The following is a 25,852-nucleotide window of genomic DNA, read 5'->3' on the forward strand; positions in this document are numbered from 1 at the left end:
TAAACCCTAAAAGGATAATTTACAAACCGAACCAAACAAGCACTGCGTCGTAAATAGAAGCGATAGGTTCGTAATTAACCGCATCCCACTGCATGACTCTTCCTCCAAAACTAAAGGAAACAGATTTTATATCCATCGACGGATTAGAATGAAAAACTCCAATCGGAGTTTCAGTCCATGGAACAGGTCCTATCCATTTGTAGATAACTGTAATATTTGGATCGGAAGTTCTTAGGTTTTCAACATAAGCTAATGCTGGATATACAGGTGGAATGTTATGAGTCATTTCAACATATAAAGTGTCCTGAGGAAGTCCGTATGTCGAAGCATAACTGCTTGGAGCTGCTCCATCGAGTACCCAGTTTCCTGAACAATTCGTATAATATTCAACTCCCAGATATTTTTTTACAATAGTACCGCCAATACCGAAAGTATCAAGCTGATTAAAGAAATTCAAACCAAATGTCCACAACCTTCCACCGCAGTTAAGATAATCTTCAAGCGCCAGAGTATCTCTCGAAAAACCTGAAATAAATGTACTCGGATCGTCGCGTACATAAATAACAAGCTTGGCGTTTTTGAGACTGTCTTTGGGTAAGACTCCACTATTTCTGTTAATGAATCTCACAGTTGTGTTGGGTCTTATTGTGTTGAAAAGGTCCACGTACCAGTTAAGATTATTATAAGTTTGGGTTGTTGCCATCAAAACGAGTATTTCTCCAGCATCAAGATTCGGATTTATTGTTCTGAACGCTAAAGAATCTACGTTGCTTTGGACATGGGATGCATTTCTGCCCTGTAAATAAAAAACGTGCAATCCATCATTCAGGTTCTGGGTCACTGTAATAAACGAATCACCTGCTGTGTTCGGATTCATATCGGTCCATTCTGACCAGATGTCATTATCAATTTTATATCTATACCCGATAGGCATGTTCCATTCTGGATTGAGCGTATCAATTCTACTCCACCAGAACTGCAGGCCTTTCCATGACGGTGTGCTGTGATCAAGATAAAACATTACCGGTGTGTCTGTTTTGAACCAAAAATATGGCCTTGTTTCATCGTAATATTTTAGCAGACCAGAGTTTAAATCGTTTGCCATAGTGTCCGGTGGTACAATTTCTATCACCGGTTTTTCACTATAAACACTCCATCCTCTTTGAGCTGGCATCGGATCTCTCATACCTTCGTCGTCGACAGCTCTGACGTAAAAATATCCCCTAAAATGCCATATCTCTCGGACATCGTAAAATGTGTCCGGTACTATTATTACCGTGTCAACAATTGTGTCGAGTACAATTAGCGAATCCGGGACATCGTCGACCGTAAGTTTCATCGTGTCGCTCGAAGCGAAAATCGAGTCCCAGCCTGTAATTTGGGAAGGATTGACTGAATCTCCTGACACAAACCATTCGTAATAAGCAACAACTCCGTCTTCGTCTGTACCGTACCAATAAACCAGAGAAACAGCATTTATAGTGTCTATTCCGGGCGGTACATTGACGATGTAAGTTTCGGGCGGTTTGTTCTGATTAAGAGATCCAGTTGGGGCTGTGCTGCAACCCAACCAGAGTCCGGCGGCCAAAGCGGCCAGGACGAATAAAGTAGCAATAGTTGTTTTTCTCATTTTCCCCCTCCTCGATTACGGAGCCGCAAAATAATAAATCGAAGTGTGAAGAGCTATTCCGATAGCGGCCTGATACTGCGTTGACACATCGATGTATCCTCTTCTGCCCGACGGAGTGTGTCTTTGGAACCTTATTTCATAAACGTTGTTCTGTGCTCCTCTTATTTCGTCCATGATTCCCCAGACGCTCCCCATTGAAAGCTGATACTGATAATAGGCATCGGTGCCGAGAGACAACTGTTCGATGTTAGCCGTGTCGGGATTGTCACTGAACTTCAGAAAATATATCGGAACTCCTGCGGCGTTCGCGGCGTTTATCACAGCCTGTCTGTCTAATGGATCCTCATTATTAACACCGTCACCAAAAACTACTATACCTTTGTTTCCGCTCTGCCCCTGAATCTCAGTTATCGCTCTATTTACGCCCCTGAACATTGCACTTCTCCCCCAATAGCTCGGGAAATCGGCTCCGGCTTCAAGAATCGTTATCGATTTCGTGAAATCGGTTATGAGTGTGTCATAACTGTGGAATCCGATGATTGCTATGGAATCTCTGGGATCTTTCCAGTTTATGAAACGTTTGATGTATGTTGTTATGGTTGCATCGTAGGAGGCGACTGACGAAGACATGCTTCTCACAAGAACAATTGAATTGTAATCGTTTCCGCCAGTAGTGTTCAGCGTCCTCATAGTCATATCATTGAAGAGAACGGCGTTAGTGTCTATGCTGCCGTCAGGTCTGTAAGACATTTCACGGACAGTGAAATTCGCTTTGTTGAGATTTTCGACGGATATATTTTCCTGCGTCTTAACGCTCACTCTCACTATTACGTCACCGCCCGAAAACTCGATGCCGAGAATCGAAGTTGTAATGCCTGTAGTCGAGCTGTCGTCTCTGTTTATATAAGGAGGAATTGTTGGCGGTTGATCGATAACGCTTTTCGAGCAACCGGCGAAAACAGTCAAAAGCGAAATCAGAAACGTCAGAGATGTAAAAATTGTTCTGCCATTTATTTTCATCTGGTCCTCCGTATTAATACACGTATCTGAGTTTGGGAACGGGTTGATAGTTCCAGCGGAAATAAATCACGGCTGAATCCAAATCACTTGCCGGAGGAGACATATATATGCTGTCTACGCTGATCTTCAGATACCGTTGCATCGTGCTCTGCAACCAAACAATGTCTCCCATGACGATAGGAGTTGTATACAAATACTGGTCTCCTATCGGAGCTATCCTAAGCTCAGCCCAGCTGGAATCAGAACCGACATTATAAATACCTGCTTGTTTTCCTCCGGAAAACGGCGGATTGAATGCGGAATTTATCTGAAGGAATGCGAGGGCTGTATCGGTTACAATAGTTGTATCGTAAACCCATAAAGTGTCAATGAATGTAGAGTCTATTATGAAAACGGTAGTGTCTATTCTGTCCAACGAGTCGCACGGATCGTACAGGTACACTTCGGCAATTGAGTGTAGCTGGGAATTTCCGAAACCGATGACTTCAAATGTATTTTCATCCCATATCGCGGCAAAATTTCCGTTGAGTCCGTATGCGACCATGTGGGAAGAACCGGATTTTGTAGTTGTGCTGACCCTGCCGACTGTATCTGCGGACCAGACATTCCCGCTGCTCTCTCTCGAAAAAAGGACAGTATACGTACCAAGCTGTTGTGCGTCGTTGAGCGTCCAGCTGTTGAAATAAGTTGTGTCGCCGCTGACGACTTCGTATGCCGGGAATACAGTGTCTATAGTGTTCCCGAAAATTACTCTGTATCTTCTCGCCTGGGTTATTATGTCCCATGTGAATTTGACGCCTAGACCGTCGGTAGTAGTGCCCTGAGCGGCAAAATGGTAATCAATCACTATGGTGCCTTCGTGTCGCTTCCCTTCGTCCAAAGGAATAGTCGAACATCCCACGAATATGAACATCACCAGGAAAACGGCAGATAGTATAAACCCCGTTTTTCTAACCATCAGCTTCCCTCCTTCCTGAAAGGCATACTATATGTTTTGAAACTCAAAATCATTTAATTAGTAAAATTATCAGCTGGTTCAACCAAAGTCAACATAAATTTGACCTTTAAAATGACAGTCTAATCAATATTTATGAAATCTTTGTTGTTGGTTGATATTTACCGTGATAAAACATACGCATGAAAATCAGCCTCGTCATACCCGTGTTCAATGAAACATCCATCCTGAGAAGGACTCACCGTTCCGTGAAAGCCTTTTTAGATGATTTCGGACCCGGAGAAGCGGAAGGTATTTACGTCGACGACGGCAGTTCCGACGGATCATTCGAAGTGCTCGAAAAACTTTGCCTGGGCTCTTCTCAGGTGTTCAAGCTGGTTCGGCATCATGTTAATTGCGGCCAGCACTGCGCCGTTCTCACGGGCATGAGACGTTCCACCGGAGACCTTGTTCTCACTGCCGATGCAGACCTTCAGACTCCTCTTTGGAATTTTCAAACCCTATTGAATGCCATGGAAAGCGGAGATTCCGTAATCTCGGGAATTAGAATAGACAGGACAGATCCGCTTCCTAGGAAAATCATTTCATTTTTTCTAAACGCTCAGCTTTCTTTCCTGTTCAGAAACCGCATAAAAGACATCGGCTCGATGTTCAAGTGCTACCGGAAAAATGCCGTCCAAGATATTTTGAAAAATTCAAACAAAAACACTTTTGTGCCGGCTCTTGCTATGAAACTTGGATACACGATTAAAGAAGTTCCTGTCCGGCAGGAATCTCCCGTGAGAAAATCGCGATACGATTTGGCGAGACTGTCCAGGCTCTATCTCAGACTCGCTGTCGAAGTAGGATTACCGTGTCATTTGCTGATTTTTGCTTTTTCAGTTTTTATTATAATCTTTTTTGCGGAATTGGTTATCATGCTATTTTAAAGAATTCTTAATATATATTGTTATGATTTTGGTCCGGTATACTATATGTCCTTTAATAATCAGTTCAATTAAATCGAAACTCAGGGGGCGGCGTGCGATTTGATAAAAAATACGGATTTTTGCTTTCGTTTCTTTTTTTTATGTTGCTGAACGCGACTTTTTACCTGGCCACTGTAGCTCCGGGTCTGACGTTCATTGATTCCGGAGAACTTACCGCCTGCGGAGCGCTTTACGGCATTCCTCACCCGACGGGATATCCGCTATATTCGCTTTTTGTCAGAATTTTCATCTCTTTGACTTCCGTTTTCAAAGTTGAAGCGGATATTGCTTCAAATCTGTTTTCGGTCCTCTGCGCCTGCCTGGCGGGCGCAGTTTTGTCTTCATCCCTGCATAGAAAAACCGGTTTTATTCCGGCCCTGATTTTAGACATTCTCCTTTGCTTTCATCCGATCGTGTGGTCGGCGGCTACAGAAACTGAGGTTTACGCTCTTACTCTCCTTCTTTCATCAACGCTTCTCGCCGTATTTTTGAACACTCCGAAAAAGAAATACTATCTTTCTTTCTCTTTACTTCTATCTTACATGTGCGGACTTTTTTTGGGAAATCATCTCATGATAGCCGGATTTGTATTACCTCTGCTCTTTTATTCAGCCCTGAGGCTCCAGAGAAAAAAAAGATTTTTCGCCTTTTTCGCCATTGTCGCCGCTGCAGCAGGCGCCAGCATATATTTGACAATCTACTACAGGTCTATGTGCCCACCGCCCCTGGATTGGGGCGGGACTTCGCGAGGATTCACCCAGCTTTTTTATCACGTGACCGGAAAGCAATATCAGGTCTGGATGTTTTCAAAGGGTGCCCTCGGTTTCTTGTCCGCTCTTTCAAATCTTCTTAAATTTATTTTCATAAATCCGTTCGCGCCTCTTTATCTTCTCGCAGTCCCCGGGATCATGCACCTTTACAGAAAAAACAGGCCTTTACTGTTCATTCTGCTGGCGTGCTTCGGTCTCAACCTTGCCTACGCTTCCTCATACAGCATACCGGACATATCAAGCTATATGATTCCTTCAGTAACGGTCATAGCGGTTCTCTGTGCTTTCGGATCATTTTGGCTTTTTTCAAAAAAATCCGCTCGGTTTTTTATCGCGGTGGTTTTGATCCTCGCCGTTTTTCCGATGTACAACGGATTCAGAAAAGAAGACAAAACAGGTCTTTTTCTCGCCGAGGACTACGCTCTTTCCATACTCTCTTTTCTTCCGGAATCGTCGGTTTATCTCGTAAACTCCCCCGGGGCTCTCGCCTGGGAGGAAGTATCTCCGATCATATACTTTCAAAGCATTAAAATGCACAGAACAGACGTCACGGTAATCGACAAAGAACTTTTGCGGAGGTCGTGGTATGTGATTTGGATAAACTCTGAAAATCCTGATCTTGCGGAATCATGGCCGAATGAGTACAACAGTTTCCTGCTTCTTCTGACCGCCTGGGAGAAAGGAGACGAAGTGGACACAGGCTCTCTTCAGAATGCTTTTGAAAATTTGATTTTTGCCCTTTACAGATACGGAAAAAGCCGTGGCGGATTTTTCATTTCCAATCCGCCTTCCGGAAAGTTCACGGCACATCCCGATCATGACCTGAGAAAATTATCCGAAGTCTCGTTTTTGCCTTACGGTTTTTTCTTCACGGACGACAGCTCGGCAGATGACTCGCATATTTGGAAATCACTGACCTTGAGGCCTGTTCCCGGAAATTTGTCCCGTAACGAAAGAGTCCTCATGATAACGGGAAACATCAAACAATCCGCCTGGAGAAAGGTTTACAGAATCAATATGGAAAGCGGAGGGAAGTTCACTGAGAAGTCACTTCCCTACATCGAATTCATTATCAAGCTTGATCCGGAGGATACTCTGGCGTCTGGAATCATGAATCGGTTTTACTGATTTTCGCCGCTTTCGCCATTTTGCTTTTAAGCCTGGCGGCCTTGTTTTTGTGATAGACATTCTTCTTCGCCGACTTGTCTATCAGCGAATAGGCTTTAGAGAGATTTGCTTCCTTTTCCTTTATCTCTTTTGAAGTTTTGATTTTTTTAGATACGGTCTTCACCTGGCTTTTCATGGCGCGGTTTCTCAGGTTGCTTTTCTCGTTCTGCCTTATCCTTTTTTTCTGCGATGCATGTCTCGGCAATTTACCTCCTATTTAAAATTTTGAATATTATAATTTAATTTCGTGTTTTGTCAAATTCATAAAATATTCTTTTTCCTTCCCGCTGAGAATCCTGTATTCTCCGGGTTTCATATTCCCCAACAGCACTGCGCCGTGACGCGTTCTGACAAGTCTTCGGACTGAAACCGAAAAAAAACCCAACATTTTTCTTATTTGCTTGTTGTATCCTGTCTTGAGAGTCAGTCTTATAATTCTTCCATCCGTTACGACTTTCTCAAACTTCATCAGCTTTCCTTCGATATCGATGCCTTCAACGCTTTTCACGATCTCTTCCCTGTTCAACTCTCTGTCAAGAGTAGCCTCGTATTCTTTATCGCAGCCGAACGACGGATGAGATGCTCTGTGAAGGAACTGACCGTCGTCACTGATTATCATCAGCCCTTCGCTCTCTGCGTCAAGCCTTCCCGCCCATTTCCATCCTATCCCGGAGGGGAGAAGGTTTATTACACTTTTTTTTCCGGGAGCGTGCGTGCAGACGAATCCTATGGGTTTGCATAAAACGCCGTAGGAATATTTTTTATCAGGATCACCCGTGAGCTCTTTCCCGAAAACTTTTACTTTGTCGTGAGACAAAATGTTCTGCCCCAAAACGGCTTTTTTCCCGTTGACAAGTATTTTACCTTCCGAGATCAGAAAATCCGCTTTTCTTCTGCTCGCGACGAATCCCTCAATGACAAGAAAGCGGTTGAGCCTCAATTTATATTTCTCAGAATACAAAACGGCGTCATTTCAGCACCCTGCCCCATGGGATTATCTTTCATCGCCGACGAGAGTCTTTTCCTGTCAATACCATCGGAAGCTCCGAGAACCCAACTGCCTCCTATATCGTTTATGTCCATGACGGCTACTTCCACAGCGAATTTGGAAGCCAGGGCGCGGGCGTTCTCTTCCGGATCCAAAGGACCTTTGATTACGCATTTGGTGTAAGGTTCGACAGGAGAAGTGAAAGCGGCGTCAACTGTCGCCGCCTGTTTGCCTGCCACCATGTAAAACATTCCCTTTTTCCCTAAAATTTTTGTGACACCGCCTGCCACCGCCGCTGCAATGATTCTAATAGCACCCGTTTCGTCTATGGCGCACTGCATGCTGGTCGGGCTCCTGAGTCCTATGCCGTAAGGGACTTTGCCGACCAATCTCCACATGACTCGGGCGAGAAATCCGACCTTTATCTCATCGACAGGCACAGCCCTGCCCTGAGTTATCGCCAAAACGCTCTCAGCGATTACGAGGCAATCGCCTTTTTTAAGATGTCTTCCGGCGTACCTGTTGACGGCTTTACTAATGTGCATCTTCTCCGTGATCAAATCTGTCTTTACAAGAAATCTTCTGTAGCCTTTTTTGGACTTTACTTCTTTAATATTTCCTGAAATTAATTTCAACTCTGTGCCGCGATTTCATCCATCGAAGGCAGGTCTTCGACAGAATTGAGCTGAAAAAATCTCAAAAATTCCTTTGTAGTCGAATAAAGAGTGGGTTTCCCGGGAGAATCAGCTCTCCCTGCCGCGTGGATCAGGTTCCTTTCCAACAGCGTTTTTACGGGGCTGTCACAGCTTACGCCTCTTATCTTTTCGATTTCGGCTTTCGTCACGGGTTGTCTGTAAGCTACCACAGCGAGGGTTTCCAAGGCTGACTGGGTAAGTCTGGATTCTCTTGTCCTGTCGAGTTTCGACACCAGCTCCGCGTACTGCGGTCTCGTGTACATCTGATAACCGCCGGCTATTTCCAGAATGTGAAAAGACCTTTTTGTAGAATCGTAGAAATCGTTAAGAAAAGTCACTGCAGTTTTTATCTCCCTTATCTGTGCGTCGTCGATGATGTTTTTCAGTTTTTCCACTCCGACGGGCAATTCCGAGGTCATGAGGACGGCTTCGACCATCCGTGAAATTTCAAGAATTCTATCTTCGCTTGTGTTATCCAAATTTCCTCCGTAAATGAAAGAATACAAATAGTATTTTACATTATTTGTGTCAATAAAAAAAATATTCATGCACGCTTTATGTGCTCAAATTTTCAGATTCCAAGATACTGAAAAATATTATTTCTCTTCATTTCGTAACATAAGAAAATATTTTATTTTAGGCACGCTTGTTGCTAATTATGAAATAAAATGGAGTTGAATTTTGGACGGTAAAAGATTAGAATTTAACACAAATAAATGTAAGGAGGAAAAAATGAAGAAACTGACGATGTTGGCGATTTTGACAGCTGTTTTGTTTTCCACTGCATGGGCTAAACCCGCTACATCGAGTGAAGTGACTTTCGACTGGGCGGCTCTTTTTGTCATTGAAAGCGGCATTGACGACGTTGAAGCAGACGACGACTGGCTTCTCGATAATGACAGAGACGGCGGCTATGTTTACGAGACTCTGGCTTCACTGGTTTTCAGCTGGGATGAAGTCTCGGGCGGAGACTGGAACATACAGTTCAGAGTTAACGACGCCAACGGTGACGATATTTGGTCTGACGTCTTCTATTTCGGTTCTTCCGATGATTACAAAATTCAGAAATGGGAATTTGACGTAGACTATACAGGTACTTACGACGTTTATGTCTATATAAACGGTTACGAATGGTACCACGGAACTTTTGAATCCAAGTAAATTTCTGGCGGCGCTCAGGCGCCGCCATTTTAAACTCTCTTAATTTTCAGGCCAAGATCAGACAATCTTCTGTCTATGTTCTCGTAACCCCTGTCTATCTGATGGGCGTTGCTTATCACGCTTTTTCCTTCGGCAATTGAAGCCGCTATGAGAAGCGCCATCCCGGCTCTTATATCGGGACTCGACATGTATTGAGCCCTGAGTTTTGAAGGTCCTGTGATGACGGCTCTGTGTGGGTCGCAGAGAACTATTTTTGCACCCATCGACACGAGTTTGTCTACGAAGAACATCCTGCTTTCAAACATCTTCTCAAAAACAAGCACAGTTCCGCGCGAACCGGTTGCAGTGACAAGAGCAATGCTGGTAAGATCCGCCGGGAATCCGGGCCACGGACCGTCTGAAACCGTCGGTATCGCGTCTCCGAAATCAGTTTTTACGGCGAGTTCCTGGTTTTCAGGAACAGTGAGAATTCCGTCTTTGAACTCCGTTTCAATTCCGAGTTTTCTGAAACTTATCAAAACCGGTTCAACGTGATCTTTCTGAAGCGAGTCTATTTCAATTCTCCCGCCAGTAAGAGCCGCAAGAGCGACTACGCTGCCTGTTTCGATATAGTCGGGGCTTATTTCGGCCTCCGCTCCGTGAAGAGAGCCTTCACCCGTTATTTCAAGCCTGTTGGTTGAAATTCCCGATATAGAAGAACCCATTTTTACAAGCATTCCGCAAAGATCCTGAACGTGCGGTTCACACGCGGCGTTTTTTATCAAGGTCGTGCCTGAGGCGAGAGAAGCCGCCATCAAAGCGTTTTCAGTACCCGTCACGCTCGGTTCATCGAGGAAGATCTCCCGGCCCATGAGTTTCTTCTCTGCTTTGAGAACATAAGCCGATCCGTCCCATTCTATTTTTGCCCCCATAGATCCCAGAGAAACGAAATGAGTGTCCAGTCTTCTTCTGCCTATCACATCTCCTCCCGGGGGAGGGAATCTCACGTATCCGTTGCGCGCCAAAAAAGGACCGGCCAGCAAAATGGATGCTCTTATCTTTGAACAGATTTCCGGATCGAGATCGAAATTGGTTATGCGGCGCGAATTCAATCTCAGCACGCCGTCTCCTTCCCATTCGCATTCTGCGCCTGCCAAACGAAGAAGATCTATCATGTACTGAACGTCTCTTATTACAGGCACATTTTTCAGCGTGACCTCTTCTTCAGTCAGGCAAGCCGCTGCGATCATAGGCAGAGCGGCGTTTTTGTTTCCTTTGGGTTTGAAAAAGCCTTCAATCTTTGAAGGGCCTGTGATTTCGAATGAATCCATTATGATTCACCGTTTTCGTGTTTTTCCAGATGGATAGTCTGGGTCGGATAGGCAAATTCAATTCCCGATTCACTCAGAAGCTCGAATGTTTTTGAGTTGATCCTCTGTTTAACGTCCATGTACTTCAAATAATCTCCTCCTTCGATGAAATATATCGCTTCGAAAACAAGCCCCCAATCGGAAAAAGAACCGAAATGAGATCTGTCGTATATCGATCCTTCGGTATCTTCAATAGCTTTTTTAATCAGATCAGGTATTTCTTTGAGCTTTGCGAGCTGAGTTTCGTATTTGACCTGAATATTGAAAACGACTCTCCTTCTTTCCATTTCCGAGTAGTTTTTTATCACTGATTCGGCGAGAAATGTGTTTGAAAAAATCAGTTTCTCCCCGCTTATACTGGTCAGTCGCGTGCTCTTAATGCCTATTCGTTCAACGATTCCTTTGAAATCCCCGACCGTTATGAAATCACCTATGACAAAAGGTCTGTCGGTCACGATAACGAAATAGTTGAAAAGGTCTCTCAATACGGCTTGAGCGGCAAGAGCCACAGCCACTCCTCCGATTCCGAGACCTGCCAGAAGAGTGTTTATGTCGAAACCGAAATTGTCGAGGACGAACAATAATCCCGCGGACCAGAGGGCAACTTTGACAAAAGGCATTAGCGGGATCTTGGCGGCGCCCGTTTTTGTATCTCCGTCGTAGGATCTTTTCAGGAAATAGGAAACCGCGAAAATCAGAAATCTGACAACGAGAATAATGGCTGCGACTAAAGATGTTTTATCTATAACTCTGCAGACCGTTTCAGGAAAGGAAAGAAATCTGAGACCAGCATACAGAACCAGAAAATACAAGACAGGGAAAAAGTGCTTCTTCAGCGTCTCTGATAAAAAACCTCTGTTTTCGTCCTTTTTTCTGAATATTATTCTCGAGGAGACTGCAAGCAGCATTGAAAGGACAACAACAAAAGACAGTGCTGAAAAATAAGCAAGAACCGGATTTCCGAAACAGTTTCGGTTCAAAAATTCAGTCAAATTTGTCTCTTTTGCAGTTTTCGAGAAGCGATTGTCTGATCTCTTCAAATCCGGGTTTTATAATCTTGTATATCAGGTGGTTTCTCTGCCTGTAAGGTAAAAAAGCCGACTTCATCGCGTTTACAGTCAATTTTTCGAGGTCTTTCATCGTCAGTCCGTAATGCTCCACGGCTTTTAAAAATTCACCGCTCATCGTCGTCTCGCTCATCAGAGTGTTGTCCGTATTGACAAAAACCCTGTACTCCATTTCGTGAAAATGCTTAAAGGGATGTTTTTCGTAAGATTCCGCGGCTTTAGTCTGGACGTTCGAAGAAAGGCAGACTTCGAGGGGAATCCTGTGATCGAGAACGTAACTCGCCACGGATCCGATTTTCTCGACTTTTCCTTCCGGTGAAATAATCATGTCTTCGATAAGCTTAGTGCCGTGACCTATCCTGTGAGCTCCGCAGTATTGGAGAGCCTGCCAGATCGAATCTACTCCGAATCCTTCCCCCGCATGGATAGTGATGTTGAAATTGGCCTTTTTGCAGTAATTAAAGGCATCCAGATGTTCTTTTGCCGGATAACCGGCCTCTTCTCCCGCCAGATCGAAACCGACAACCCCCTTGTCCCTGAACCTGACGGCAAGCCTGGCTGTTTCAAGAGAGTCTTTTCTGTGCCTCATCGCGCAGATTATAAGACCCCATGAGCAATTGTACTTTTTGCCGGCTTCTTCGAATCCGGAGAGGACTGCATCGACTATTTCATCCTCGCCGAGGCCTTTTTCCGTGTGAAGAACCGGCGCGAATCTCAATTCGCTGTAAACCACGCCGTCTCTGACATTGTCCTCTATGACCTCAAAAGCTGCTCTTTGAAGATCTTCGGAAGTCTGAAGCACCGAAGTCGTAATGCCGAAACCCTCCAGATACAAGGAAAGGGATCCTCTTCTCGCTCCTCTTTGAAAATACGATCTGAGTTCTTCGGATTCGTAATGAGGAAGCTCGATGCCGTTCTTTTTTGCGAGCTCTATGATGGTCTGCGGTCTCAGGCTCCCGTCAATGTGCTGGTGCAGATCCACTTTGGGAAGAGCTCTGACAATGTCATAGGAGAGAATGCTTTTCGGATGAATTTCTTTCTTGCAGTCCTTGTCCCATGTTGAATAGTTGAAATTTCTCGTTTTGAACATTTTTTCACCTCAGTTTTTCTTTCGCCCATTCTGCCTCCTGACTTTCGGGATATGCGTCAATAACGTCCGCAAAAAATCTTTGCGATTCGGACTCTATACCGGTGGCAAGTTTGCACAAGCCGCACTTATACAAAGCCGAAGGCATGAAAGGACTCAGTGGATAATTGGCTCTGAAAAGCGAGTAATTCGAGAAAGCATCATCGTATTTTTTCTGGTTGAATTGCGACTCCGCCAGATAGAAAAGGGCGTCGGAATTTTTCAGGCTTGCCGGATATAATCTCAAAAAATCAACGAAAGCCATCTCGGCTATATCATAATTTCCCCTGGAGAAATCCACCATTGCTCTCTCAAAAGCCTGCTCGGAAGCAGTTCTGTCCGTATCGGACATATTCTGGATCCTGTGAGTCAAAGCGTCCAGCTGGCTTTTCGAAAGCTGGAGCGCCTGCCTCAGAGCTTCGATTTTTTCGTTCAGATTCTGCAGGTTCTGAAGATAATAGGCGTCGTTTTCGCGCTGATAGTGAGATATGTCACTCGTCGTCGAGTCAAGTGAATTCACTTTTTCTTCCACTCTAACCAGCCTCTGGTCCATCTCTCTGACCGTGTCCCTGACATAGTCGAAATCCTTCTTGACCGAACAAGACAGGACAGACAAGCACAAAAAAGCCGGGAAGAAAGTCTTTTTCATATCTGCCTCGAAGGCCTGAATTCAACTCTTCTGTTTTTTGCCCAGACGCTTTCGCCCGTTCCTACGGCCGCGGGTCTTTCACGCCCGTAAGAAACAGTAATCAGCCTGTCCGGTGCTATACCGTAATTTATCAGATAGGCTCGGCAGGCGTCGGCTCTTTTCTGGCCGAGTGCCAGGTTGTAATCTGAAGTTCCTCTTTCGTCGCAATGTCCTTCGAGTACGACTTTGACCGACGGGTATTTCTGCATTTCCCTCGCGTTTTGTGAAATTATATCGCGGGCGGAAGAGCTCAATTCAAATGAATTGTAATCGAAATACACAGTTTTCAGTACAATCAGGTCTTCGGGGGCCGTCGTTGCAATTGTGTCGTTTTCTCCGTTGAGACCGTTTAATGTCGTGTCGATGATAACCGTGTCGTCGTCGTTTCTTTTTGGCGTGCAGGAAAAAAGAACGGCAATTGAAATTACAATAAAAACCGCAATAGATGAATCCTTTAATTTCATGTTTCCTCCATTTTTTTATTTCGACCAGGCGGGCATTACACTTCCCGGAGAAGAAACTATTTCTCTCACGAAAGTGCCGTCGAAATTCATAGTGTAAAGTCTGTCGTTTCCCGACCTGTTGCTCGAAAAAACAACGTGAAGTCCGTCTGGAGACCACGAGGGATCTTCGTTGTCTCCGACAGCCGTCAGTTGTCTTAAATTGTCTCCAGAAGGTGAAACACTGAATATCTGGAAAGACCCTCCTCCCTGCATTCCGACAAAAAGTATCCTGTCTCCCCTCGGAGACCACGCCGGCGATGTGTTGTAGGAACCTGTGAAGGTGATCTGCCTCGCGTTGATGCCGTCTCTTCCCGAAACGTAGATCTGAGGTCCACCGGCTCTGTCGCTCGTGAAAGCGATTTCATTGCCGGAGGGCGACCACGTCGGAGAACACTCTATCGAATGTGCGGTAGTGACTCTTTTGAGGTTGTTGCCCGGAAGTTCGAGGACATATATGTCAGTATTTCCGTCGATGTTCATCGCGAAAGCCAACGAACTCCCGTCCGGTGAAAATTCACCTCCGACTTGCAGGTTACCGGAAACGGGGATGGGTTCAAGTTTGCCCTGTGCCAAAGTAACTATTTCGGGTTTTTCGCTGACGTATGAAGTAAAAAGCAAACCTCCTGATGAGTTCCAGAAAGGAGAAATGTTTATGGACCCGTTGCTGACAAAACTTTCGTCGTTGAAACCGTCGTAATCGCAGACACGAACGCCCGAGGTCGAGTGGCCTCTTCTCGTATAGGCTATCCTGGTAGTAAAAATACCCTTTTCGCCTGTCAGGGCCGCTACAATGTCGTCTGAAAACTCGTGAGAGATTTTCCTTATCTGATCGCGCGATCCCGTGTACGTATTCTCGAAAATCGCACTTTCTGAATACAGGTCAAGAAGAACTCCTTTTATCAGAATCTTCCCTCCTTCTTCGGAGATCGACGCGATGGCGATAGCTTCGGTTCCCGTCGCCTGAAGCTTACTCCACCTGGGAGGCAAAAGGTCGCCAATCGTCAAACCGGCTTCTTGCGGTGTGACTATGGAAAAATAAAGGCTGTAAAGAAGGTCGGAACCGACAATCTGCTGGGACTGAGTCGCCGTTCCTGAAAGTTCTCCGGAAGAAGTGAACGGCATGATTATTATGTCAATTTGCTCTTTTCCGTAAGCTGTTATTCCGACGTAGATGTCACTCTGTGACAAAAACAGGTTCAATATCAAATACAAAGCAAACATCGCTGTCTCTCCCCTGATTACTTGTGTTCAAAATAAAAATGGACGACGACGGAATTTCCGAACCTTTCTGGCAGCGGAGGAAGAGGTGAAGAATTTCTGACAGCTCTGAGACCAGCGAGGTCCAGCGCCGAGTTTCCCGAGCTCTCTTCTATCTCTGCCCCGGATATTTCCCCGTTCGAATTTATTGTGAATTTTATAGTCGCTTTTCTTATTTCCGCTCCGGCACCTAGAGGGTCGGAATAATACCTGGAAACTTTTCTGACTATTGACTTGATGTAGGGATCTTCAGGTCCGACGCCGGGAATGTTTACGGATATCGGATCGCTTCCTCCCGTCGCGACCGGCAGGACGTTCTGCTGATCGGTCTGTGTTACGTCGTCTTGCTGAATGACCGTTGTCTGGTTCTGGTTGTCTGTCTGCAGAAGCGGCTGTGTTTCTGCAGTACTACCCGTGTGGCTTTGCGTTCTATCGCTGGAGGCTACCAGATTGACTCTGTATCTTACAATCTCAGTGACCACTGTAAAATCACTCATTTTCACGAAAACTGCTCCTGCCAATAATGCAAAAACTGCGTGTGCCGCGAATGAAAACGAAAATCCCTTGAACGTGTCAGCGCTTGACCGTGTATACAAGTTCGACATTGTTAATCCCTGCCTTCGCAACTGCTCTGACGCAGTCGAGCACGTGTTTGTACATCGCCGAGGAATCAGCCTCTATGCTCACCGGTGTCAAAGGATCGAGTGCCCTGAGACGGGGTATGAGGTCCTCGGCCGCTGAAAGAGTTTCACTCGAAACGGCTCTCTGACCAAGGTAAAGACCGAAAAAAATATTTCCGGTGCTGTCAATTGAAATGACGGAAGTTTTTAGGTCTTCGGGTACGACTTCCGAGCGGGCGCTGTCGCTCAAAACAGGCACACCGACAGAAGACCTCACCCTCTGTTCGTTTATAAGCGGGACGGTAATCATGAACATTATAAGCAGAGACATCGTTACGTCCACCAAACTGGTGACATTTATTCCGGACATCGGTTTCAGTTCGTCGGAAACCGCCATCATTCACCTCTCATGAAATCATGCCCCAAACAAGGGATTTTTCAATTATTTCGTCCGAAAAATTTTCCATTGATACTACCATGCTTCTAAGTTTGGAATTCAGTCCGTTGTAAAGCATCACGGCCGGAATGGCGACCAGCAATCCGACGATAGTCGTCACAAGAGCTGCCGCAACACCGGGGCCAATGGCTGAAATGTCGGTTGATTTGTGCTGTCCCATCGCCATGAAAGACAGCATTATGCCCCACACTGTACCCAGCAGGCCGAAAAAAGGCGCCACGGTAGTAGTAGTCGCGAGAAACGTTATTTTTCCCTCTAGCCTGTGCATTTCCTCTCTGACAAGTTTTTCCGAGAGCATTTTAATCTCTTCGAGTTTCGGTTTTGCCGGTACAGGGGCTTCGGGATTCGGAGTAAAAAAAAGTCTGTTGTGAAGGCCGATGAATATCCTTGCAAAAGGTGCCGGGTCGCCGACGATAGTCAGATTTCCCATCATCTCTTTGGTTTTGATGTTGCCGAAAGTAGTTTCAAAACTGTTGTTGAGAGACGTCGCTTTTCTGAAAAGCAGAAACCTTTCAACCGCGATCGAAACCGTAAAAAAAGATATTATAAAAAGCGCGCCTAGGATCACCCAGGTGACGGGATCGTTTTTGGATATGCGTGCCGCGTTTTCGTACGACAGTGCCGAAAGGTAAATCAGGACCATAATCCGGTTTTCTCCTTAACTTCTTTCATTGTTGACTTGGCCGTTTCGCGGGCTTTCCTGCTGCCCTCCGAAAGGATTTCCTTGACGTCAGGAATTCTTGAAAGCCACTTCTCCTTGTTTTCCCTGTAAGGTGCGAGTTCTTTTGCGAGGTTTTCAGCGAGTATTTTTTTACATTCGAAACAGCCGATGGAAGCTTTTATACATCCTTCTTTACAATATTCTATCTGCTGGGGTGTGGAAAGTAAACCGTGCAGGGAAAAAACGTTGCATTCGGTCGGTACACCGGGATCTGTTTTTTTCTGTCTTCGGGTATCCGTGACTGCCGTCGCCAGTTTTTTGTTAATTTCCTCCGGTGAGTCCGACAGGTAAATGCAGTTGCCCAGACTTTTCGACATTTTTAATTTTCCGTCCAGGCCGAGAATGACCGCTCCTTTACCTATAATCGGCTGAGGTTCGGGAAAAGTGTCACCGAAAGTTGCGTTGAATTTTCTGACAATTTCCCTGCAGAGTTCGAGGTGAGGGAGCTGGTCTTTACCGACGGGGACAAGTTCCGATTTGTAGACAAGTATGTCTGCAGCCATCAAAACCGGATAGTCGAGCAGTCCGACATTGACGTTGTCTGCGTTTTGAGCGACTTTGTCCTTGAAAGTAGGTACCCTTTCGCACCACGAAAGAGGGGTGGCACAGTTGAGTATCCACGCAAGTTCCGTATGTTCGGGAACCATAGACTGAACCATCAGGACTGAGGTCTCGGGATTCAATCCCGCCGAAAGGTAGGAAACGGCGGCGTCCAGAACTCTACCTTGAAGCTCGCCGGGGTCATACCTGACGGTCATGGCGTGGTAATCCACTATTCCGTAGACACAGTCGTATTTATCCTGAATTCCTATCCATTGTTTCAGAGCTCCGAAATAATTGCCGACGTGGAGGTTTCCCGAGGGCTGGATTCCGGAAAAAACCTTTTTGCTCAAAATTCACCTCATTTTCTTTTGTTTTCCTGTGAAGAGTTGTCCGCACGCGGCTTGTATATCTTCTCCTTTGCTGAACCTTGTAGTTACTTCTACCCCTTCTTTTTTCAGGGCTTCCTGAAATCTCAGAAGTATTGCCGGCTCAGGTCTTTCGAAGCCTTTCTCTGCGCGGTTATAAGGGATCAGGTTCACTTTGCAAAGAACTCCATCAAGCAGTTCCGATAGTTTTCTCGCGTCCGAAGGTCCGTCGTTGAAACCTTTTATCAAAACGTATTCGAAAGTCACCTTCTTGTTCGTTATATCCGTGTATTGCTTGACGGCGTCCATGAGAGCCGACAAAGTCCATTTCCTTGCCACAGGCATGATTTTCTTCCTGTCGGTATCGTTCGAAGCGTTCAGAGAAACAGCCAGTTTGTATTGTTTGGCGCTTTTTGCCAGAAATAGTATTCCCGGCACTACCCCCGCAGTGGAAACTGTGATTTTTCTCTGGCCGATCCCGAGCATTCTCTTGTCGTTAATCATGTCGCACGCAGCCATTGCTCCTTTGTAGTCGTAAAAAGGCTCCCCCATCCCCATCAGGACGACATTTGTAGGGTTCGCCTTTCCGGCGGACGCGGCGAGAAGAACCTGAACGGCTATCTCGTAAGGCGTCAGCTGTCTTACGAATCCCATTCCTCCTGTAGCGCAGAAAAGACATCCGTACGGGCAACCTATTCCGGTCGAAACGCACACGGTCGTCCTGCCCCCTTCTTTTATGAGAACGGTTTCCGCTTCATTTTTGTCCCAAAACTTCACTTTATACTTTACCGTTTTATCACCGGATTTATTCATTTTTTCTATCTCCGGCAAGTAAATCTTTTCCCTGAGGTCTTCTCTGACGGAAGTCGGCAAATTGGACATCGAAAGAGGATCCAGTGCCTTCTTTTTCCATATCCATTCGAGTATCTGACCTTCCCTGTAAGAAGGAAGCCCCTCTTTGTGACAATAATCGGAAAGATTGTCCGGAACAGGTTCCATGAACTTATGCTTTCTTTCTTCGGTGTTCATTCGACCGGATATCCGAGTTGTATCCAGGATTTAATCCCCCCGGACAGATTCAACACTCTTATGAAATTCAATTCTTTCATGATTGTGGCCGCGCTCGAACTCCTCGCTCCGTGTTTGCAGTATAAAAGATAGAGACATTCCCTGGGAAAAGTATCGATTATTTCCCTGAAATTCTCAGAACCGTAATTTACGTTTATCGAATTGGATATCCTGAAAGAATCGAATTCTTCGGGCCGTCTTACGTCTATAATACGGACACTGCCGTCGGACAATCTCAGTATTTCCTGCGTCTGTTCGGGCGTGACGTCCATGTAAACGGTATCTCTGTTCAACAATTCGACACAGACAGATTCCATACTCATCCCTCTCCTCGCGTTACAGCTTGATAAAGTGATTCCGGTTGAAGATAAAACAATAATCCCTGCCAAATATTTTTTCACAATAAACCTCTTATCTGTAATTACTCCTTTTTTCTTATCTACATTCCAATGTATTGTTTTCAGAATCTCAGTAACGGTTGAATTTTCTGCTGAAAGTCGCCTGTCCTATCCTGGCGAGCACGAAATAACTTCCCGCCTGGATTCCCTCTCCAATATCCTCTGATAATAAGTGGTGTCCCTCCGAATACCTGCCTTCAGCGACGACATAGACGCTTCTTCCTGTGACGTCAAAAATCTTTACTGAAACGTCGGTCATCTCAGTGAGAGAGAATTCGACTCTCAACAATCCCTCCGAAAAGACGGACGCGAATTCCACCTGCGCCGGAACGACAGTGACAGGCATCTCTTCAACGGAATTAATTTCGTAAGACACGGTGTAGAATCCTTCCGGAGCCGTGTAGGGATCCCTTTCGGTCCTTCCGGAGGAGTCTGTCGCCTGGATAAAGTAATCAATAACAGCAGTGTCGTCGGCGACCGGTTGAGGCAAAATACACCAAAAACTGTCGGGAAAGCCGGTTACCCTCTCCATTGTCTCAAAATTTTCAAAAACGCTGTCTCCGTGGAACTTCCACGCGAAAAACACCTGATCGCTTATTACGCCTTCGCCGCTGTAATCATGGACGAGAGCGCGGATTCTCAGTTCGAAAGGATCTATACCGGGGTCGTGATCTACAAAAAGCATTCCGGGGTCGAAAATAGCCATAGTCCTGCAGTGGATGGCGTCTGTGGGTTCAAAACTGTAATCCGTATAACCTACTGCGTCGTAACCGGGCATCTCCCTCTCGTAAAAGTTGATCGCGGCAGTGTCGTACAATGTATTGCCGGTCACCGGCACGTAGACTTTATTGTTGAGTATCAGGCTGTTGACGTAAGCGGCGTATATGCTATCAGGACAGTTGAGCCTGACGACCTCGTAATTTCTGCCGTAACAGTTTGTAAGAGTCGTAATGTAATTCGCGAGCTGATTGAGAGCGGCGTCGTCAACTCCGTTCCTTATGACGACAACTTTCTCTTCCGAAAGAAATTTAGCATAACAATCTATGTGATTTATGTAGCTTCCGAGCGGGTCGTTGAAAGTGTAATAGTTGGAAATTCCCCAGTAGGCGAGCATCAAAGCGTTGACCGAATCTACGGACAAAGACGGGTTGTCGTCTGAATATACGTTGTTGCTCGACATCGCTCTGCCGTGGCCGTCGCACATCATATTGCCGCCCGTGTGAGCGAGCATTGTTTTCCACAGTTTTATTCCGAGAGCCGGTGCGAGGTCCCAGTTGGACTCGTCGTCGTCTATCCTGCCGTGAGTGTATCTTCTGTTGTAGACGTGGTCTGAAATTCCCACTGAATCGTTTCCGTCGAAGACCGACCAGGGGCCGTAATCCCTCGTCCAGTAGCTGTTGGTTGGAGTCGAAACGAAAGTTACGTCGGAGAGAGAAATGCCGTGGCTCGTGAAAGCCGACTGGGCGGACGAGACGTTGTCCGTAAGACAGGTGACGTGGAGATCCTGAGCGAGATCTGATATAAGATTCCACGGCAGTCCGACGGGATATCTTATGAGAACGGAAACCGCCGGTTCCCACTCGGCGCACATCCTGACGGGCGCGGCGGGAGGATCGGTCGGCACAACGGGATCTTTTCCCATGGAAGGATAATATTCAGGCAGAAGCGGTTTTAAAGGGCCTGGATCGTGAGGAGGATGATTGACAGACATTCCGTCGACGATTAGTTCGGCGAATTCTCCGGAAAACGGCCCTTCTTCATGTCCGGGTATCCAGGTATTCGCGGAAGTGAGTACAATTGTCAGAACGAATATTAAAAACATGTCACCTTCCTTTTTCAAATTCGGCTTCGAGCCGGTTCTTCAGAAAAAAGTTTCTGTTTGAAGATTTGTCGTTGGCGAGCGCAGTGTAAAGCGCCTTTTTGTCGCCTACGATTATAACAAGTTCTTTGCCCCTGGTCACCGCTGTGTAAAGAAGATCCCTGGCCAGCATCATGTAATGACTCGAATGAACAGCGACGACAACTGCCGGATACTCCGTTCCCTGTGATTTGTGAACTGTGACGGCGTAGCCCAGGACGAGATTATCTCTTTTTTCTTTTTCAATTTCAACGGTTTTGTAAGAGAAGTCTACTGTAAGAGAAAAATTATTTTTTGCGACTACGACGCCGGTGTCGCCATTGAAAATATCCAGATCATAATCGTTTGAAATCTGCATCACTTTGTCCCCGGATGCCGGTCTTTCAGTCTTTCCGGGATTGAGAAGCTCCGCGAGTCTTGAATTCAGTTCCTTGGTTCCGGCTTCGCCTCCGTTGACAGGGGTTATGACCTGAACGCAATGGGAGGTTCTCTTTCCGTATCTTTTTACGAGTTCTGTACCTGCTATCCTGCACACCTCTTCAGCAATTTCAATGAGGCTCCCTTTTTTGACAAAGACGAAATCTTTTCCGTTGAAAGAAGGCATTTTCCCCACGAGAATGTCTTTGGCCGCCGGTATGATGCCTCCCGTTGATTTCTGTCTGAACACTTCTTCGAGCCTTACGGCAGGTATGAAAGAGCAATTGACAATGTCCCTGAAAAAATTCCCCGGTCCTACAGGCGGTAGTTGGTCGGCGTCGCCTACAAAAATAAATCGGGTATTTCTACCCGCAGCCTGAAGAAGGCTCGCGGCGAGATATATGTCTATCATTGAGCTTTCGTCAACTATTATGAAAGTGTCGTCAATTCTGCTGTTCGAATTGTATTTGAACATGCCCGTGACCGGATTGTAATTCAACAATCTGTGAATTGTCCTGGCTTTGATTTTTGTCACTTCTTCGAGTCTCTTCGCCGCCCTTCCGGTAGGGGCGCAGAGCTCGATATTCCCTTTGAAGCTCTCTGCGATTTTCCTTATCAAAGTCGTTTTACCAGTTCCCGGTCCTCCGGTTATGACGCTGACGGCGAATGCCGATGCGTTTGACACTGCTTCTTTAAGAACAGGTAAAAATTCAGAAGATATGTTGAATTTTTCCGGACAAGCTCCGCTCTCGCCGAAAAGCCGGATTATCTCTTTGCAAGCCGTTTTTTCGGCTCTTTCGGTTGAAAACGTGTATACATATTTGACGCCCGAGAAATCCGCGCTTTTCAATGCCGCGGCGCCAAGCATATCACCGAGAACCGGCCTTATCTCAATCGCATCCGCCCCCGTGATCTTTGAAGTTGCGTCTATTAGTTCTTCAAGAGGTATACATGTGTGACCAAAAGCGATTGATTCGGACAATACGTGGTTCAAAGCCGATCTCAACCTGAAAGGCGAATTCTTCGCTATCCCCATTCCGAGTGCTATACCGTCCGCTTTTTTAAAACCAATGCCGCCGACTATTTCCGACAAAACGTAGGGATTGTTCTCGACGACTCCCGCGACATTGCCTGGTCCAAGTTCGCGGGCTATTTTCTCTGCGGTCTTCTGCCCGACACCGAATTTCGACAGATAAATGAGAACATTTCTCGCCTCGGCGTCTTTCTTCCATTCGCGATCAATTTCCTCGGCGGCTTTTTTTCTCAGACCTTTTATTTCACGGAGTTTTTCGGGATGATTATCTAGTACGAAGGCCGTTTTTTCGCCGAAGGCTTCCACTACTTTTTCAGCCGTCTTTTTTCCAACTCCTTTTATTCTTCCTCCGCCAAGAAATGCCAAAATTCCTTTTTTTGAATTTATGTCTTCCGGAAAGGCTGATTTAACGGAAAATTGCCTGCCGAATTTCGGATGGACTGCCCATTCGCCCGTCAGCTTATACACTCTGCCCTGAGTCGGAACAGGTATGGATCCTGCGGCAATGAATTCGGAGGAGTTTTTGAATTTGGCGACTGAAAACGTTCTGTCTCTGTTTTCGTATATAAGCTTGACGAGTTCGGCTCTGATTTCCATTCTCAAAGCGACGACGAGAGAAAATCCTTCATCGAATACAAACCGGCACTTCGTTCAGAAAACCAGAAAAGAGCCTCCAAAGCTCCCCTTGCAAAAACCTCTCTCGATATCGCTCTGTGGTGGAATTCGATCATCTCTCCGGGTTTGGCGAAGTATATCCAGTGATCACCCGGTATGTCCGCCGCTCTGATCGAGTGTATCCTGGACGATTCAATTCCCGCCGCATCAGCGAGCAGTAAAGCCGTTCCGCTCGGAGCGTCTTTCTTGGCCCGGTGGTGAGCTTCGACGATCTCGGTTTCGAAAGTTTTAAGGATTCGGAAATTATCCGCGAGAATTTTCTGAAGGAGGTTAATGCCTATTGACATGTTCGGAGAATAAAATACCGGTATTTTTACTGAAGCGTTTTTCAGAAAAGATTTCTGTTCGGGATTTAATCCTGTAGTCCCGGAAAAAAAAGGAGTTTGGTGTTTCAGCGAAATCTTGAGCGCGTTCTCAAATCCCGACGGTGATGAAAAGTCGACCACCGCGTCTCCCGAAGAACTGTCTGTTAAAATATTTCCGGCGTCGTGGGCAGATACAAGAGAGAATCTCCTGTCTTCACTTATCAGTTCCGTCATGAGCTTGCCCATCTTTCCATCGGAACCGTTTAAAACAACTTTTATCTCTTCTTTCATACAGTTCAAGTGACGAAACGCGCGAGCAATTCTTTAACGGCGCTGAATTCTGTCGTGATAGCGGCAACTTTCATGTCTTTTTTCTCTTCGTCAATTTCCATCCTGTCGGACCGCTGAATGCTGTCCAAATAGGCGTTCCCTGTGGCGTCGTCGCTCGTCGGGCTCCATCCTTTGTAAGCTGTCTTCGGTTTGTACAATATGACTTTGGCTCCCCAGTCGCTCAATCCCTTTACGTAATCTCCGGTTCTCGACGTCAAAATGATCACGTTTTCAGGTTTGATGGATTCTTTGTCAAAATGAGTAATGAGGAAAGAAGGATTCGGGATTTCAAGCCAGCCTTTTTCGAAAATTTTTATTTGCCTGTATATGTTTTTTATTTTTTTTTCGGCTATAAGATCTTCTATTGATTTCGGCTGAAAAGCTATGAAAGTGATTTTCAGATTTTTTATCATCCTTATATCTTTTAGTTGAGGAACTATGTCGTCAAAAAACCTGACGTGATTCATGTAATTTTTTCTGATTTCTTTGTTAATGCGCTGTTTCAAAGTGTCCCAATTGTCTTTTCCCAGCAGCCGGGTGCCGAGTATGTTGAAGGGAGGCCCTTTTCTCTTTTCCCTTATCAAAGCTTCTCTCATGGCCAAAAGTCTCGGAAACGTAATTGTTTTACCGAGTTCACTCGCCCTCTCCCACATCCTTTTATAAATGTAGGCGTATATCTTGTCTTCATTTATGAGCGTGTTTTCGAGTTCTATGAAGAGCCAGTACGTTCTCATTAAAACTGTTTAATCCTTGTTTTCGGTTAATTGGGCTTCATTTCGCAATCAGAACAACACAAAAATAAACATAACCCGGCTTAATAATGCAATATAATACAATCGTCACTATAATCCGCAATCACGCATTATAGCAGTTTTCATCCAATTTGTCAACAATGACGGCTAAATTTTGATCTGTATATGTAAGTAAACGGCCCGGAACCCTGGGGACCCGAGCCGTTTTATTCAGAAATTATTATAAATCGCAGTTTTAGTGATTTTTAGTTTTTTGTCCAGACTTCAGATCCTGTTCCTTCAGATCCGTAAAATGCCCATATACCGTCATATCCGTCACCTGATTTTTTCATCAGAGAAATTCCTACGGTACTCAAGGAACCGTCAGTCCAGGCACAAATCAGGAGGTTTCCGTCAGAGAAAGCTATGCCGTCATAGCTGAAACTGTCAAAAATCCATGAGATAGAGTAAATGTCGTCGTATTCCTGTATTTCGAGATCGCATGAATATACGGATTCGTCGGCGTTTGTCCCTGCAACATTATATGAACCGACAGGATTTGCTGTCTCCGAACTAAGAACGTACCTGAAATCATAATCAGTGTCGTGCATAGGCCCTTTGAAAGCATTTTCAAGACCTCTTATTCCGGATATTGTCGCCCAGTACCCCTTGAGATTCTCACCTTCTACTTTATATATAACGGCACCGAGATCAGAATTGCTTTCGTCGGTGTAAGCCACGGCAAAGTAGTATCCGCTTTGGATTCCAACTCCGAAATAATATTCTTCCCCTCCGAAAAGCCAATTAACTTCGTATGCTCCTCCGTGTTCAATTATTTCGAGCTGGCCCTCGTATTCGTTTTCTCCGTTTGTGCCCCATATATCGTATGTGCCTTCCAAAGAAGCGGCTGTCAGCGAGCTATACGGCAATAAAAACAAAACGGCCGTTAAAATTCCAAACAAATCTTTCATATCAGTCCTCCCGCTG

General features: G+C 45.6%; 27 protein-coding genes. 3 read left to right on the plus strand and 24 right to left on the minus strand.

Annotated features, from left to right (window positions below; all coding sequences use genetic code 11):
• Positions 1 to 19: 19 nt before the first annotated feature.
• Genes JXL83_03380 through JXL83_03390 form a run of 3 tightly spaced genes read right to left on the minus strand, consistent with a single transcriptional unit; the run spans position 20 to position 3,608 of the window.
• Positions 20 to 1,630, minus strand: a complete 1,611-nt coding sequence (locus tag JXL83_03380) for a hypothetical protein (GenBank protein ID MBN2363152.1) — start codon at positions 1,628 to 1,630, stop codon at positions 20 to 22.
• A 15-nt stretch (positions 1,631 to 1,645) separates the two neighbouring features.
• Positions 1,646 to 2,650 (minus strand): VWA domain-containing protein, encoded by a 1,005-nt coding sequence (locus JXL83_03385; GenBank protein ID MBN2363153.1) that lies wholly within the window; start codon positions 2,648 to 2,650, stop codon positions 1,646 to 1,648.
• 13 nt (positions 2,651 to 2,663) lie between these two features.
• Positions 2,664 to 3,608 carry a hypothetical protein gene (locus JXL83_03390; GenBank protein MBN2363154.1) on the minus strand — a complete coding sequence of 315 codons (945 nt, stop codon included), beginning with the start codon at positions 3,606 to 3,608 and terminating at the stop codon, positions 2,664 to 2,666.
• A gap of 179 nt (positions 3,609 to 3,787) precedes the next feature.
• Here JXL83_03390 and JXL83_03395 point away from each other — a divergent pair, with 179 nt between their 5' ends.
• Both JXL83_03395 and JXL83_03400 read left to right on the plus strand, forming a co-directional pair.
• Positions 3,788 to 4,534, plus strand: a complete 747-nt coding sequence (locus JXL83_03395) for a glycosyltransferase (GenBank protein ID MBN2363155.1) — start codon at positions 3,788 to 3,790, stop codon at positions 4,532 to 4,534.
• Positions 4,535 to 4,626: 92 nt separating this feature from the next.
• Positions 4,627 to 6,471, plus strand: coding sequence for a DUF2723 domain-containing protein (locus JXL83_03400; GenBank protein ID MBN2363156.1), 1,845 nt, complete (start codon positions 4,627 to 4,629; stop codon positions 6,469 to 6,471).
• On the opposite strand, the gene rpsT is transcribed toward JXL83_03400, so the two are convergent.
• The 4 genes from rpsT to scpB form a co-directional block, all read right to left on the minus strand.
• Complete coding sequence (gene rpsT / locus JXL83_03405; GenBank protein MBN2363157.1) at positions 6,452 to 6,715, minus strand: 30S ribosomal protein S20; 264 nt, start codon at positions 6,713 to 6,715, stop codon at positions 6,452 to 6,454. The genes JXL83_03400 and rpsT overlap by 20 nt on opposite strands.
• A 27-nt stretch (positions 6,716 to 6,742) precedes the next feature.
• Positions 6,743 to 7,450, minus strand: a complete 708-nt coding sequence (locus tag JXL83_03410; protein MBN2363158.1) for an rRNA pseudouridine synthase — start codon at positions 7,448 to 7,450, stop codon at positions 6,743 to 6,745.
• Positions 7,447 to 8,043, minus strand: coding sequence for a hypothetical protein (locus JXL83_03415; GenBank protein ID MBN2363159.1), 597 nt, complete (start codon positions 8,041 to 8,043; stop codon positions 7,447 to 7,449). The genes JXL83_03410 and JXL83_03415 overlap by 4 nt, the downstream gene beginning before the upstream one ends.
• 86 nt (positions 8,044 to 8,129) lie before the next feature.
• Entirely contained in the window at positions 8,130 to 8,672 is a 543-nt protein-coding gene (scpB, locus tag JXL83_03420) for an SMC-Scp complex subunit ScpB (GenBank protein MBN2363160.1), read from the minus strand.
• Positions 8,673 to 8,925: 253 nt separating this feature from the next.
• On the opposite strand from scpB, the gene JXL83_03425 reads away from it, so the two are divergent.
• The gene (locus JXL83_03425) at positions 8,926 to 9,354 is read left to right on the plus strand and encodes a hypothetical protein (GenBank protein MBN2363161.1); all 429 of its coding nucleotides are present in this window, start codon (positions 8,926 to 8,928) and stop codon (positions 9,352 to 9,354) included.
• A 29-nt stretch (positions 9,355 to 9,383) separates the two neighbouring features.
• Here the strand turns inward: JXL83_03425 and murA are convergent, their stop codons facing one another.
• From murA to JXL83_03510, 17 genes are all read right to left on the minus strand, one after another.
• A complete protein-coding gene (gene murA, locus JXL83_03430; protein MBN2363162.1) occupies positions 9,384 to 10,664 on the minus strand; it encodes a UDP-N-acetylglucosamine 1-carboxyvinyltransferase in 1,281 nt (426 codons plus the stop codon).
• Positions 10,664 to 11,683: a mechanosensitive ion channel gene (locus tag JXL83_03435; GenBank protein ID MBN2363163.1), complete on the minus strand. Its 1,020-nt coding sequence runs from the start codon at positions 11,681 to 11,683 to the stop codon at positions 10,664 to 10,666. Before JXL83_03435 ends, murA begins: the two co-directional genes overlap by 1 nt.
• A gap of 4 nt (positions 11,684 to 11,687) precedes the next feature.
• A complete protein-coding gene (locus JXL83_03440; GenBank protein ID MBN2363164.1) occupies positions 11,688 to 12,860 on the minus strand; it encodes an adenosine deaminase in 1,173 nt (390 codons plus the stop codon).
• Between the two features lie 4 nt (positions 12,861 to 12,864).
• Positions 12,865 to 13,545 carry a tetratricopeptide repeat protein gene (locus JXL83_03445; protein ID MBN2363165.1) on the minus strand — a complete coding sequence of 227 codons (681 nt, stop codon included), beginning with the start codon at positions 13,543 to 13,545 and terminating at the stop codon, positions 12,865 to 12,867.
• Positions 13,542 to 14,048 (minus strand): peptidoglycan-associated lipoprotein Pal, encoded by a 507-nt coding sequence (pal, locus tag JXL83_03450; protein ID MBN2363166.1) that lies wholly within the window; start codon positions 14,046 to 14,048, stop codon positions 13,542 to 13,544. The genes JXL83_03445 and pal overlap by 4 nt, the downstream gene beginning before the upstream one ends.
• Before the next feature lie 15 nt (positions 14,049 to 14,063).
• Complete coding sequence (locus JXL83_03455) at positions 14,064 to 15,308, minus strand: PD40 domain-containing protein (protein ID MBN2363167.1); 1,245 nt, start codon at positions 15,306 to 15,308, stop codon at positions 14,064 to 14,066.
• Positions 15,309 to 15,325: 17 nt separating this feature from the next.
• Positions 15,326 to 15,949, minus strand: coding sequence for a TonB C-terminal domain-containing protein (locus tag JXL83_03460; protein ID MBN2363168.1), 624 nt, complete (start codon positions 15,947 to 15,949; stop codon positions 15,326 to 15,328).
• Positions 15,918 to 16,364 carry a biopolymer transporter ExbD gene (locus JXL83_03465; GenBank protein ID MBN2363169.1) on the minus strand — a complete coding sequence of 149 codons (447 nt, stop codon included), beginning with the start codon at positions 16,362 to 16,364 and terminating at the stop codon, positions 15,918 to 15,920. The genes JXL83_03460 and JXL83_03465 overlap by 32 nt, the downstream gene beginning before the upstream one ends.
• A gap of 7 nt (positions 16,365 to 16,371) precedes the next feature.
• Positions 16,372 to 17,064, minus strand: a complete 693-nt coding sequence (locus tag JXL83_03470; protein ID MBN2363170.1) for a MotA/TolQ/ExbB proton channel family protein — start codon at positions 17,062 to 17,064, stop codon at positions 16,372 to 16,374.
• Positions 17,055 to 18,035: a tryptophan--tRNA ligase gene (gene trpS / locus JXL83_03475; GenBank protein MBN2363171.1), complete on the minus strand. Its 981-nt coding sequence runs from the start codon at positions 18,033 to 18,035 to the stop codon at positions 17,055 to 17,057. The genes JXL83_03470 and trpS overlap by 10 nt, the downstream gene beginning before the upstream one ends.
• A 3-nt stretch (positions 18,036 to 18,038) precedes the next feature.
• On the minus strand, positions 18,039 to 19,079 hold the full coding sequence (gene rlmN / locus JXL83_03480) for a 23S rRNA (adenine(2503)-C(2))-methyltransferase RlmN (GenBank protein ID MBN2363172.1): 1,041 nt from the start codon (positions 19,077 to 19,079) through the stop codon (positions 18,039 to 18,041).
• Positions 19,076 to 19,519 carry a rhodanese-like domain-containing protein gene (locus tag JXL83_03485; protein MBN2363173.1) on the minus strand — a complete coding sequence of 148 codons (444 nt, stop codon included), beginning with the start codon at positions 19,517 to 19,519 and terminating at the stop codon, positions 19,076 to 19,078. Before JXL83_03485 ends, rlmN begins: the two co-directional genes overlap by 4 nt.
• A 67-nt stretch (positions 19,520 to 19,586) precedes the next feature.
• Positions 19,587 to 21,338: an agmatine deiminase family protein gene (locus JXL83_03490; GenBank protein MBN2363174.1), complete on the minus strand. Its 1,752-nt coding sequence runs from the start codon at positions 21,336 to 21,338 to the stop codon at positions 19,587 to 19,589.
• A gap of 1 nt (position 21,339) precedes the next feature.
• Positions 21,340 to 23,421 carry an ATP-dependent RecD-like DNA helicase gene (locus JXL83_03495; protein MBN2363175.1) on the minus strand — a complete coding sequence of 694 codons (2,082 nt, stop codon included), beginning with the start codon at positions 23,419 to 23,421 and terminating at the stop codon, positions 21,340 to 21,342.
• Between the two features lie 2 nt (positions 23,422 to 23,423).
• Complete coding sequence (locus JXL83_03500; GenBank protein MBN2363176.1) at positions 23,424 to 24,104, minus strand: 4-hydroxy-tetrahydrodipicolinate reductase; 681 nt, start codon at positions 24,102 to 24,104, stop codon at positions 23,424 to 23,426.
• Positions 24,101 to 24,868 (minus strand): hypothetical protein, encoded by a 768-nt coding sequence (locus JXL83_03505; protein ID MBN2363177.1) that lies wholly within the window; start codon positions 24,866 to 24,868, stop codon positions 24,101 to 24,103. Before JXL83_03505 ends, JXL83_03500 begins: the two co-directional genes overlap by 4 nt.
• A gap of 263 nt (positions 24,869 to 25,131) precedes the next feature.
• Complete coding sequence (locus JXL83_03510; GenBank protein MBN2363178.1) at positions 25,132 to 25,836, minus strand: hypothetical protein; 705 nt, start codon at positions 25,834 to 25,836, stop codon at positions 25,132 to 25,134.
• Positions 25,837 to 25,852 lie beyond the last annotated feature (16 nt).

Source organism: candidate division WOR-3 bacterium (genome assembly GCA_016934535.1).
Taxonomy (GTDB): Bacteria; SDB-A; SDB-A; order SDB-A; family SDB-A; genus JAFGIG01.